The 11,881-nt window shown below is 74.0% G+C and carries 11 protein-coding genes; 9 read left to right on the top strand and 2 right to left on the bottom strand.

Annotated features, from left to right (window positions below):
• On the top strand, positions 1-609 hold a 609-nt coding region (locus tag F2B26_RS10960), incomplete at its 5' end, for a phenylalanine--tRNA ligase subunit beta-related protein (protein WP_499679446.1).
• Between the two features lie 47 nt (positions 610-656).
• Here F2B26_RS10960 and F2B26_RS10955 read toward each other — a convergent pair.
• Together F2B26_RS10955 and F2B26_RS10950 are read right to left on the bottom strand one after the other, a co-directional pair.
• Positions 657-1,958 (bottom strand): TrpB-like pyridoxal phosphate-dependent enzyme, encoded by a 1,302-nt coding sequence (locus F2B26_RS10955; RefSeq protein WP_159809264.1) that lies wholly within the window; start codon positions 1,956-1,958, stop codon positions 657-659.
• 106 nt (positions 1,959-2,064) lie between these two features.
• A complete protein-coding gene (locus F2B26_RS10950; protein ID WP_159809262.1) occupies positions 2,065-3,048 on the bottom strand; it encodes a quinone oxidoreductase family protein in 984 nt (327 codons plus the stop codon).
• 80 nt (positions 3,049-3,128) lie between these two features.
• On the opposite strand from F2B26_RS10950, the gene argC reads away from it, so the two are divergent.
• The 8 genes from argC (at position 3,129) to argH (ending at position 11,780) form a co-directional block, all read left to right on the top strand.
• Positions 3,129-4,199, top strand: coding sequence for an N-acetyl-gamma-glutamyl-phosphate reductase (argC, locus tag F2B26_RS10945; protein ID WP_159809260.1), 1,071 nt, complete (start codon positions 3,129-3,131; stop codon positions 4,197-4,199).
• The gene (argJ, locus tag F2B26_RS10940) at positions 4,196-5,359 is read left to right on the top strand and encodes a bifunctional glutamate N-acetyltransferase/amino-acid acetyltransferase ArgJ (protein WP_159809258.1); all 1,164 of its coding nucleotides are present in this window, start codon (positions 4,196-4,198) and stop codon (positions 5,357-5,359) included. The genes argC and argJ overlap by 4 nt, the downstream gene beginning before the upstream one ends.
• The gene (argB, locus tag F2B26_RS10935; RefSeq protein ID WP_159809256.1) at positions 5,356-6,327 is read left to right on the top strand and encodes an acetylglutamate kinase; all 972 of its coding nucleotides are present in this window, start codon (positions 5,356-5,358) and stop codon (positions 6,325-6,327) included. The genes argJ and argB overlap by 4 nt, the downstream gene beginning before the upstream one ends.
• The gene (locus F2B26_RS10930) at positions 6,324-7,595 is read left to right on the top strand and encodes an acetylornithine transaminase (RefSeq protein ID WP_159809254.1); all 1,272 of its coding nucleotides are present in this window, start codon (positions 6,324-6,326) and stop codon (positions 7,593-7,595) included. The genes argB and F2B26_RS10930 overlap by 4 nt, the downstream gene beginning before the upstream one ends.
• Entirely contained in the window at positions 7,595-8,527 is a 933-nt protein-coding gene (gene argF / locus F2B26_RS10925; RefSeq protein WP_159809252.1) for an ornithine carbamoyltransferase, read from the top strand. Before F2B26_RS10930 ends, argF begins: the two co-directional genes overlap by 1 nt.
• Positions 8,524-9,057 carry an arginine repressor gene (locus F2B26_RS10920; RefSeq protein ID WP_159809250.1) on the top strand — a complete coding sequence of 178 codons (534 nt, stop codon included), beginning with the start codon at positions 8,524-8,526 and terminating at the stop codon, positions 9,055-9,057. The genes argF and F2B26_RS10920 overlap by 4 nt, the downstream gene beginning before the upstream one ends.
• Positions 9,058-9,127: 70 nt before the next feature.
• Entirely contained in the window at positions 9,128-10,369 is a 1,242-nt protein-coding gene (locus tag F2B26_RS10915; protein WP_159809248.1) for an argininosuccinate synthase, read from the top strand.
• Positions 10,362-11,780 (top strand): argininosuccinate lyase, encoded by a 1,419-nt coding sequence (gene argH / locus F2B26_RS10910; RefSeq protein ID WP_159809246.1) that lies wholly within the window; start codon positions 10,362-10,364, stop codon positions 11,778-11,780. The genes F2B26_RS10915 and argH overlap by 8 nt, the downstream gene beginning before the upstream one ends.
• The last annotated feature ends 101 nt before the right edge of the window (positions 11,781-11,881 follow it).

The raw sequence follows: 11,881 nt of genomic DNA, 5'->3' as shown, positions 1-11,881 counted from the left end.
CTGGCCGGGACCCGGGAACCGGCCGGGTGGTGGGGCGCCGGCCGCGCGGTCGAGCCCGGTGACGCCATCGAGGCCGTGCGGACCGTGGCGCGGGTGCTCGGTGTGCCGGTCGAGGTGAGCGCCGGTGCACGGGCGCCGTGGCACCCCGGGCGCTGCGCCCAGGTGAGCACCGCGGACGGGGTGGTCGTCGGGTACGCCGGGGAGCTGCACCCGCAGGTCGTGGCAAGCCTCGACCTGCCGGCGCGCACGGTCGCCTTCGAGCTCGACCTGGACGCGCTGCTCGCGGCGTCGGACGGCACCCCGGTGCAGGCCCGGCCCGTGTCGACCTTCCCGGTCGCCAAGGAGGACATCGCGCTCGTCGTCGATGCCCAGGTCCCGGCGCACCGGGTGCTCGAGGTGGTCCGCACGGCCGCCGGTGAGCTCGCCGAGGAGGTGCGCATGTTCGACGTCTACACCGGCAGCCAGGTGCCCGAGGGCACCCGCTCGCTGGCGTTCTCGTTGCGCCTGCGCGCCGCCGACCGCACCCTCACCGCGGCCGACACCGCGGCAGTGCGGGACGCCGTCGTGGCCGCCGCCGCCGAGCAGCTCGGCGGCTCGCTGCGCGCCTGATCCTGGGCCGGGGGCGTGCGGTCGCCGACCGCACGCCCCCGACCAGGTCAGACGTACTGGTGGTAGGCGGGCAGGTCGAGCACGCCGTTGCCGGACAGGCCGATGACGATCGTCTCGTCGCTGGTCGCCGCGCGCGCGTGGGCCAGCGCCGCCGCGACCGCGTGGGTCGACTCCGGGGCCGGGATGACACCCTCGGCGCGGGCGAACTCGATCCCGGCGGCGAAGGCGTCCTGCTGCTCCACGGCGACCGCGTCGAGCAGACCGAGCTCCTTGGCGTGCGAGACCATCGGTGCCATGCCGTGGTAGCGCAGGCCGCCGGCGTGGATCGGCGGCGGCACGAAGTCCTTGCCGAGGGTGTGCATCTTGAGCAGCGGGGTCAGGCCGGCGACGTCACCGAAGTCGTACCGGTACTCGCCCTGGGTGAGCGAGGGACAGGCCGCCGGCTCGCATGCGACGACGCGGGTCGTCGTCCCCTCGCGCAGGTTGCGCCCGAGGAACGGGAACGACAGCCCGGCCAGGTTCGAGCCGCCACCGGCGCAGCCGAACACGATGTCGGCGACCTCACCGATCTCGTCGAGCTGGGCGAGGGCCTCCTGGCCGATCACCGACTGGTGCAGCATCACGTGGTTGAGCACCGAGCCCAGCGCGTAGTGCGCCTTCGGGTCGCCCACGGCGACCTCGACCGCCTCGCTGATCGCCATCCCGAGCGACCCGGTGGTGTCCGGGTCGGCCGCGAGCATCGCCCGGCCGGCCTCGGTGAGGTCCGACGGGGACGGGTGGCACACGCCGCCGTAGGTCTCCATCTGCATCCGCCGGTACGGCTTGGAGTCGTAGGACGCGCGCACCTGCCACACCTCGCACTGCAGACCGATGAGCGCGCACGCCATCGACAGCGACGCACCCCACTGGCCGGCCCCGGTCTCGGTGGTGAGCTTGGTGATGCCCTCGACGGCGTTGTAGTACGCCTGCGCGATCGCCGTGTTCGGCTTGTGCGAGCCGGCCGGGCTCAGCCCCTCGTACTTGTAGAAGATCTTCGCCGGCGTCCCCAGCGCCCGCTCCAGGCGGGCGGCCCGGATCAGCGGGGACGGCCGCCACAGCGCGTAGATCTCCCGGACGGTGGCCGGGATCTCGATCCAGCGCTCGGTGCTGACCTCCTGGGCGATGAGCGCCATGGGGAACAGCGGGGCCAGGTCGGCCGGGACGAGCGGCTCGCGGGTGCCGGGGTGCAGCGCCGGCGGGCAGGGCTCGGGCAGGTCGGCGGCCAGGTTGTACCAGTGCGTCGGCACGGTGGACGGCACCACGGTGCCGAGCGGTTCGATGCGCGGGGTGGGGGCGGCGGACGTCGTCATCGTGAACCTCCAGGTCGGGGCGGTCAGCGCTACGAACCCTAGGGGTGGGCGCCGCGCCCGCAGGGCGGTCGGTCGCCAGGTGGACCGCCGCCGCGCCGGCCTGCGCTCAGGGCAGCAGCAGCACCTTGCCGGTGGTGGCCCGGCCCTCGAGGGCGCGGTGCGCCTGCTCGGCCTCGTCGAGGCGGTAGCGCGCGCCGATCCGCACGTGCAGCCGGCCGGCGCCGACGGCGGCGAACAGCTCGTCGGTGCGGGTCACCAGCTCCTCGCGGGTCGCCGTATAGGCCCCCAACGAGGGGCGGGTGAGGTAGACCGACCCGGCCGAGTTGAGCCGCTGGGGGTCGACCGGGGGCACCGGCCCGGACGAGGCCCCGAAGAGCACGAGGACCCCGCGCGGGCGCAGGCTCGCCAACGATGCGTCGAAGGTGTCCTTGCCCACCGAGTCGTAGACGGCGCGCACCCCGCGCCCACCGGTGAGCTCGCGGACCCGAGCGGGCAGCTGCGTGCCCAGGTCGGTGAGCTCGCGGTAGCGGATCACCTGCTCGGCACCGGCCTGGCGGGCCAGCTCCTCCTTGGTGGGTGAGCCGACGGTGGCGATGACGTGGGCCCCACGGGCGCTCGCGAGCTGGGTGAGCAGCAGCCCCACCCCGCCGGCGGCGGCGTGCACGAGCACGTCGTCCCCGGGCGCCAGCTCGACGGTGGAGGTGGCCAGGTAGTGCGCGGTGAGGCCCTGCAGCATGAGGGCGGCGGCGGTCTCGTCGTCGACGCCGTCGGGCACCGGCACGGCCTCCTGCGCGCGGACGAGCACCGTCGTGGCGTAGCTGCCGGGTGCCGAGGCCCACGCCACGCGGTCGCCGACGGCGACGCCGGTGACCCCCTCGCCGAGCGCCAGCACCCGGCCGGCCCCCTCGGAGCCGACGACGTGCGGGTAGGGCATCGGGTAGAGCCCGCTGCGCCGGTAGGTGTCGATGAAGTTGACCCCGGCGGCGGCGACCTGGACGGCGAGCTCGCCTGGCCCCGGCGTGGGGTCCGCCAGCTCGACGGGGGAGAGGACCTCGGGTCCGCCGGGGGCGGTGGCGACGATGGCGTGCATACCGGCTCGAACCGCCTCGCCCGGCTCGGCATTCCGGCGACACCCCGGAATGTCGTCCGTATGGTTTCCCGTCGGCATGTATGATCATACGTATGACGTTCACGGTGGCGGTCGCCGGTGCCAGCGGCTACGCGGGCGGCGAGATGCTGCGGCTGCTCGCCGGGCACCCGCAGGCGCGCATCGGGACGCTCACGGCCCACGCCAACGCCGGCACCGCCCTCGGGCTGCACCACCCGCACCTGCGCTCGCTGGCAGACCGGGTGCTGGAGCCCACCTCGGCCGCCGCCCTCGCCGGGCACGACGTCGTGGTCCTCGCGCTGCCGCACGGGGCCAGCGGCGCCATCGCGGCCGAGCTGGCCGGGACCTCCACCCTCCTCGTGGACCTGGGCGCCGACCACCGGCTCGTCGACCCCGCGGACTGGCAGCGCTACTACGGCACACCGCACGCCGGGACCTGGACCTACGGCCTTCCCGAGCTGGTGCGGGCCGACCTGGGCGGCACGCAGCGCACCGTGCTCGCGCACACCGACCGGATCGCCGTGCCGGGCTGCAACGTCACCGCGGTGACGCTCGGCCTGCAGCCGGGGGTGGCCGCCGGGCTGCTCGACACGAGTGACCTGGTGGCCGTGCTCGCGGTCGGCTACTCGGGCGCCGGCAAGGCGTCCAAACCGCACCTCATGGCCGCCGAGGGGCTAGGCAGCGCCGCACCGTACGCCGTCGGCGGCACGCACCGGCACATCCCCGAGATCGCGCAGAACCTGCGGGCGGCCGGTGCCGCCCGGGTGGGCATCTCCTTCACCCCGGTGCTCGTGCCCATGTCGCGGGGCATCCTCGCGACGGTCACGGCTCGGCCCGCACCCGGCGTCGAGCTGGACACCGAGCAGCTGCGCGCCGCCTGGTCCGCCGCGTACGCCGACGAGCCCTTCGTCGAGCTGCTGCCCGCCGGGCAGTGGCCCACCACCGCGATGGTCGCAGGGGCGAATACCGCCCTCGTCCAGGTGGCCTGGGACGCCGATGCCGGACGGGCCGTCGTCGTCGTCGCGATCGACAACCTCGTCAAGGGCACCGCCGGTGGCGCCCTGCAGTCCCTCAACCTGGCCCTCGGCCTGCCGGAGACCACCGGCCTCACCACGGAAGGGCTCGCCCCGTGAGCGTCACCGTCCCCGCCGGATTCCGCGCCGCAGGCGTCACCGCCGGTCTCAAGCCGTCCGGCCGCCCCGACCTCGCGCTCGTCGTCAACGACGGGCCGTTGCAGGTCGCCGCCGGCGTCTTCACCACCAACCGGGTGCAGGCCGCGCCGGTGCAGTACTCGCGCGAGGCGGTGGCAGACGGCACCGCCCGCGCCGTCGTGCTCAACTCCGGCGGTGCGAACGCCTGCACCGGACCGGAAGGGCTGGCCGACACCCGCCGGACGGCGAGCCACGTCGCGGCCGCGCTGGGCGCCCAGGAGCAGGACGTGCTCGTCTGCTCGACCGGGATGATCGGGGTGCGGCTGCCGATGGACCTGCTGCTGGCCGGAGCCGACCAGGCGGTCGCCGCCCTGGACGGCGACGGGGGCGCGGCCGCCGCCACCGCGATCATGACCACCGACACCGTGGCCAAGGAGGCGCACGTCGTCGGCGACGGCTGGCAGGTCGGCGGGATGGCCAAGGGCGCCGGGATGCTCGCCCCGGGGCTGGCCACCATGCTCGTCGTGCTCACCACCGACGCCGTCATCGACGCCGCGCAGGCACAGGCCGCGTTGCGCCGGGCGACCGCGGTCACCTTCGACCGGGTCGACTCGGACGCCTGCATGTCCACCAACGACACCGTGCTGCTGCTCGCCTCCGGGGCGAGCGGCGTGACGCCGGACCTCGCCGAGCTCGACGCGGCCGTGCATGACGTGTGCGCGCAGCTGGCCCGCGCGCTGGTCGCCGATGCCGAGGGCGCCACGCACGACATCGCCGTGCAGGTGCTCAACGCCTCCGACGAGGCCGCCGCCGTCGCGGTGGCCCGCGCCGTGAGCCGCTCCAACCTGTTCAAGGCCGCCGTCTTCGGCAACGACCCGAACTGGGGACGCGTGCTCTCGGCCGTCGGCACCGTGCCGCCCGACGTCGCGCCCTACGACGCCGACCTGCTCGACGTGTCCATCAACGGGGTCCAGGTGTGCCGGGCCGGTGGCGTCGGGGACAGCCGCGACCTCGTCGACCTGGCGGCCGCCCGCGAGGTGCGGGTCGACGTCGACCTGCACGCCGGGACGGCCCGCGCGACCGTCTGGACCAACGACCTCACCCACGACTACGTCCACGAGAACAGCGCGTACTCCACATGAGCGGCACCGGCTTCCACTTCGACACCCGTACCGACCTGCGGCCCGACCAGAAGGCCGAGGTGCTCGTCGAGGCCCTGCCCTGGTTGCAGAAGTTCGCCGGGGCGCTCGTCGTGGTCAAGTACGGCGGCAACGCCATGGTCGACGAGGACCTCAAGCGCGCCTTCGCCCAGGACATGGTGTTCCTGCGCCAGGTCGGGCTGCGTCCGGTCGTCGTGCACGGCGGCGGCCCGCAGATCAACGCGATGCTCGACCGGCTCGGCATCGCCAGCGAGTTCCGCGGCGGTCTGCGCGTCACGACGCCCGAGGCGATGGACGTCGTGCGGATGGTGCTCACCGGCCAGGTGTCGCGTGAGCTCGTCGGCCTGCTCAACGCCCACGGTCCGTACGCCGTGGGCCTGTCCGGGGAGGACGGCGGGCTGTTCGGCGCCCGGCGGCGCACCGCCGACATCGACGGCAAGCCGGTCGACATCGGCCTGGTCGGCGAGGTGGTCCAGGTGAACCCCGGCGCGGTGCTCGACCTGCTCGACGCCGGCCGGATCCCCGTGGTGTCCACCGTCGCCCCCGACCTGGCCGACCCGACCCAGGTGCTCAACGTGAACGCCGACACGGCGGCGGCGGCCCTGGCCGTAGCCCTGGGGGCGCGCAAGCTCGTCGTCCTCACCGATGTCGAGGGGCTCTACGCCCGGTGGCCGGACCGGGACTCCCTCGTCCGGCGGCTGCGGGCGTCCGAGCTGGCAGCGATCCTGCCGGGCCTGGACTCCGGGATGCGCCCGAAGATGGAGGCCTGCCTGCGGGCCGTGCGCGGCGGTGTCGGCCGTGCGCACGTCATCGACGGCCGGGCCGCGCACTCGATCCTCGTCGAGGTCTTCACGTCCGAGGGCATCGGCACGATGGTCTTCCCCGATGTCGAGCCCGCCGACGTCCCGGCCACGTCCCCCGTCCCGATCGTCGAGGAGGAGTCCCGGTGACCGGCGACCTCGCACCCGCCACCCCCGCCACCGTCACGTCGGCGGCCGGCGGGACCGTCGCGTCCTGGACCGAGCGGTACACGCACGCCCTCATGGACACCTTCGGCCCCCCGCAGCGCGTGCTCGTGCGCGGGGACGGCGTCTGGGTGTGGGACGCCGACGGCCGGCGCTACCTCGACATGCTCGGCGGCATCGCGGTCAACGCGCTCGGGCACGCCCACCCCACGCTCACGGCCGCGATCAGCGCCCAGCTGGGGACGCTGGGCCACGTGTCGAACTTCTTCGCCAGCCCGACCCAGATCGCGGCGGCCGAGAAGCTGCTCGAGGTGGCGCAGGCGCCGGCCGGCTCCCGGGTGTTCTTCACGAACTCGGGCACCGAGGCGCTCGAGGGCGCGCTCAAGATCACCCGTCGGCACTCGGCGGGGGCCCGGCCGCGGCTGCTGGCGCTCGAGCACGCCTTCCACGGCCGGTCGCTCGGTGCGCTCGCGCTCACCGCGAAGGCCGCCTACCGGGAGCCGTTCGAGCCGCTGGCCTCCGACGTGGAGTTCCTGCCGTTCGGTGACACCGACGCGCTGCGCGCCGCGTTCGAGACCGACGGGGACAAGGTCGCGGCCCTCGTGCTCGAACCGATCCAGGGCGAGGCCGGGGTGCACCCGCTGCCGGCCGGCTACCTGGCGCTGGCCCGTGAGCTCACCACCCGGTACGGCGCCCTGCTCGTGCTCGACGAGGTGCAGACCGGGATGGGTCGCACCGGCCGCTGGTTCGCCCACCAGCACGAGCACCTCGGCGGCGGCATCGTGCCCGATGTCGTCACCGTGGCCAAGGGACTGGGCGGCGGCTTCCCGGTGGGGGCCGTCATCGCCTTCGGCCCGCAGGTCGCGGGTCTGCTCGGCCGCGGTCAGCACGGCACGACGTTCGGCGGGAACCCGGTCGCGGGGGCGGCAGTCCTCGCCACCATCGGTGTGATCGAGCGGGACGGCCTGCTCGCGCACGTGAGCGAGCTGGGGGCGCGGCTGCGGGCACGCATCGCCGGTCTGGGGCACCCGCTCGTGCGTGAGGTGCGCGGTGAGGGGCTGCTCATCGGCGTCGAGCTGGCCGCACCGGTCGCGCCCGCGGTGGCCGCGCGCGCGCTGGAGGCCGGGATCATCGTCAACGCCTGCACCGCCAGCACGCTCCGGCTGGCACCGCCGTACGTCCTCACCGACGCCGACGCCGAGCTCGTCGTCGACCTGCTGGCGCACCTGCCGGCCGACCCCAAGGAGCTGTGATGGTCCGGCACTTCCTGCGTGACGACGACCTGTCGGTGGCCGAGCAGCGCACGGTCCTCGAGCTGACCGCGACGTTGCGCGCCGACCGGCTGGCCCGTCGGCCGCTGGCGGGGCCGCGCGCGGTCGCGGTCATCTTCGACAAGCCGACGCTGCGCACCCAGGTCTCGTTCGTCACCGGCATCGCCGAGCTCGGCGGCTTCCCGCTCACGGTGGACGGCAACCTGGCGCAGATCGGCGTGCGCGAGTCGATCTCGGACGTCGCGCACGTGCTGGGGCCGCAGGTCGCCGCGATCGTGTGGCGCACCGGCGCCCAGACCCGCATCGAGCAGATGGCGGCCGCGGTCGACGTGCCGGTGGTCAACGCGCTCACCGACGAGTTCCACCCGTGCCAGGTGCTCGCCGACCTGGCCACCGTCGCCCAGCACCGGGGCGGTGTCGACGCGCTGCCGGGGCTCACGTTCGCCTACGTGGGCGACGGCGCGAACAACATGGCGCACTCCTACCTGCTCGGCGGGGCGACCGCCGGGATGCACGTGCGGATCGGCTGCCCGGCCGGGTACGTGCCGGACGCCCAGGTGCTGGCGGACGCGGCGACGATCGCGGCGACCACCGGCGGCTCGGTCTCGGTGCTGCACGAACGTGACGCGACGCTGGCCGGGGCCGATGTCGTGGCCACCGACACCTGGGTCTCGATGGGCCGTGAGGAGGAGGCGGCGGCGCGGGAGACCCCGTTCGTGCCGTTCCGGCTCGACGAGGAAGGCCTGGCCCTGGCCGCGCCCGACGCGCTCGTGCTGCACTGCCTGCCGGCCTACCGCGGCAAGGAGATCACCGCCGGGGTGCTCGACGGTCCGCAGTCGGTGGTCTGGGACGAGGCGGAGAACCGGCTGCACGCGCAGAAGGCCCTGCTCACGTTCCTGCTGGAGGGTGCATGAGCCAGACCTCGGCACCGACGACGAAGGCCGCCCGGCACGCGCGCATCACGGCGCTGCTGGCCCGCGGCACGGTGCACTCGCAGGCCCAGCTGGCCGATCTGCTGGCTGCCGACGGGGTGCTCGTCACGCAGGCCACGCTCTCGCGTGACCTCGTCGAGCTGCGGGCGGTCAAGGCCCGCACCGCGACCGGCACCCTGGCCTACACGGTGCCGGGGGAGGGTGAGCGTCCCGACCCGCAGGCCGGCGACCCCGGGCTGGCCACCGCACGGCTGGCCCGGCTGTGCGGGGAGCTGCTCATCACCGCCGAGTCGGCCGGCCCGCTCGTCGTGCTGCGCACGCCGCCGGGGGCCGCGCAGTTCCTCGCCTCGGCGATCGACCGGTCGGTCGTCCCCGGGGTGCTCGGCACCATCGCCGGTGACGACACCGTGCTGGTGATCGCCCGTGAGCCGGAGGACGCCGTGTCCGGCCCGGGTGCCGCACTGGCCGCCCACTTCCTCGCCCTGGCGAGCGACACCTGGACCGAGCCGTGAGCGCGCTCGTCCACCTCGACCCGTCCTCCTCCCGATCAGCAGCACCCGCACAGCAAAGGAAGTCACCGTCATGACCGATCGCGTCGTCCTCGCCTACTCCGGTGGCCTGGACACATCCGTGGGCATCGGCTGGATCGCTGAGGCGACCGGCGCCGAGGTCATCGCCGTGGCCGTCGACGTCGGCCAGGGCGGGGAGGACCTCGAGGTCATCCGGCAGCGTGCCCTGGCCTGCGGCGCCGTCGAGGCCTACGTCGCCGATGCGCGTGACGAGTTCGCCACCGAGTACTGCATGCCGGCCCTGGCCGCGAACGGTCTGTACATGGACCGCTACCCGCTGGTCTCGGCGCTGTCCCGCCCGGTGATCGTCAAGCACCTGGTGCGTGCCGCCAAGCAGTTCGGCGCCGACACCGTGGCGCACGGCTGCACCGGCAAGGGCAACGACCAGGTGCGGTTCGAGGTGGGCATCACGTCCCTCGGCCCGGACCTGAAGTGCCTGGCCCCGATCCGCGACCTGGCCCTCACCCGGGACAAGGCGATCGACTTCGCGACGAAGAACCACCTGCCGATCGCGGCGACGAAGGCGAACCCGTTCTCGATCGACCAGAACGTGTGGGGCCGTGCGGTGGAGACCGGGTTCCTCGAGGACATCTGGAACTCCCCGACCAAGGACGTCTACACCTACACCGACGACCCGACGTTCCCGCCGGTGGCCGATGAGCTGGTGCTCACGTTCGAGCGCGGCGTCCCGGTGGCGATCGACGGTGTGCCGGTCACCCCGCTGCAGGCGATCCAGGAGATGAACCGTCGGGCCGGCGCCCAGGGCGTCGGCCGGATCGACATCGTCGAGGACCGCCTGGTCGGCATCAAGAGCCGCGAGGTCTACGAGGCGCCGGGTGCGATGGCCCTCATCACGGCGCACCAGGAGCTGGAGAACGTCACGGTCGAGCGTGAGCAGGCCCGCTACAAGCGCCTGGTCGAGCAGCGCTGGACCGAGCTGGTCTACGACGGCCAGTGGTTCTCCCCGCTCAAGGCCTCGCTCGACGCCTTCATCGCCGACACCCAGAAGTACGTGTCGGGCGAGGTGCGCCTGGTGCTGCACGGCGGCCGCGTCACGGTGACGGGCCGGCGCAGCGACGCGTCGCTGTACGACTTCAACCTCGCGACCTACGACACGGGCGACTCGTTCGACCAGGGCGCGGCGCGTGGGTTCATCGAGATCTACGGCCTGTCGTCCAAGCTGGCCGCGGCGCGCGACGTGCGCTTCGGCAACGGCGTGGACCTCGGCACGGCCGGCGGGATCGTCGGTGTCTGAGCAGCACTCCGCGGCGCTGTGGGGGGGCCGGTTCGCCGCCGGCCCCGCCCCGGCGCTGGTGGCGCTGTCCCGGTCGACCCAGTTCGACTGGCAGCTCGCCGACGACGACCTCACCGGGTCGGTCGCGCACGCCCATGTGCTGCACGCGGCGGGGCTGCTGTCAGATGCGGAGACGACGGCCATGGTCGAGGCGCTCGAGCGGCTGCGGGCCGACGTCGCCTCGGGCGCCTTCGGCCCGACCCCGGACGACGAGGACGTGCACACCGCGCTCGAGCGGGGGCTCATCGAGCGCGCGGGTGCGGAGCTGGGCGGCAAGCTGCGTGCGGGCCGCTCGCGCAACGACCAGATCGCCACGCTCGTGCGGATGTACCTGCGCCGCAACGCCCGGCAGCTGTCCGGTCACGTGCTCGACGTGGTCGACGCGCTGCTGGCTCAGGCGAAGGCCGCCGGTGATGCGCCGATGCCGGGGCGCACCCATCTGCAGCACGCCCAGCCGGTGCTGCTGGCCCACCACCTGCTGGCCCACGTGTGGCCACTGCTGCGGGACGTGGAGCGCTGGCGCGACTGGGATGTGCGGGCGGCGCGCTCGCCGTACGGCTCGGGTGCGCTGGCCGGGTCCTCGCTCGGCCTGGACCCGGCGGCGGTGGCAGCCGAGCTGGGCTTCGACGGTCCGGTGGACAACTCGATCGACGGCACCGCCTCGCGGGACGTGGTCGCGGAGTTCGCGTTCGTCGCGGCGATGGTCGGGGTGGACCTGTCCCGGCTGGCCGAGGAGGTCGTGCTCTGGTCGACGAAGGAGTTCGGCTTCGTCCGGCTGCACGACGCCTACTCGACCGGGTCGAGCATCATGCCGCAGAAGAAGAACCCCGATGTGGCCGAGCTCGCGCGCGGCAAGGCGGGGCGGCTCATCGGTGACCTCACCGGCCTGCTCACGACCCTCAAGGGCCTGCCGCTGGCGTACAACCGCGACCTGCAGGAGGACAAGGAGCCGGTCTTCGACCAGGTCGAGCAGCTGCGTGTGCTGCTGCCGGCGTTCGCCGGGATGGTCGGCACGCTCACGTTCCACACCGACCGGATGGCCGAGCTGGCCCCGCAGGGCTTCTCGCTGGCCACCGACATCGCCGACTGGCTGGTGCGTCGGGGTGTGCCGTTCCGGGTGGCCCACGAGGTCGCCGGTGCGTGCGTGCAGGCCTGCGAGCAGCACAGCCCGCCGATCGAGCTGTGGGAGCTGTCCGATGCGGAGCTGGCCCAGATCAGCGAGCACCTGACCCCGCAGGTCCGCGACGTGCTGTCGGTCTCCGGCTCGTTGGCCTCGCGCTCGGCGGTCGGGGGCACGGCTCCCGTCAGGGTGGCCGAGCAGTGGACGAAGGCCCGCGAGCAGGCCGACCGGCTGCGCGCCCTGGTCGGCTGAGTGCCGGCGAACGAGGCACGGGCGGCGGGGTCGCCGATCGACGACACCGCCGCCGGGCCTGGTGCACGGTCCGACGGGTCCGCGACCGGGCCGGTGCCGGC

This window comes from Cellulomonas citrea (genome assembly GCF_009829685.1).
Classification (GTDB): Bacteria; Actinomycetota; Actinomycetes; order Actinomycetales; family Cellulomonadaceae; genus Cellulomonas; species Cellulomonas citrea.
The sequence above is the reverse complement of the archived record's forward strand: the minus strand, read 5'-3'. Positions and strand labels throughout refer to the sequence as shown.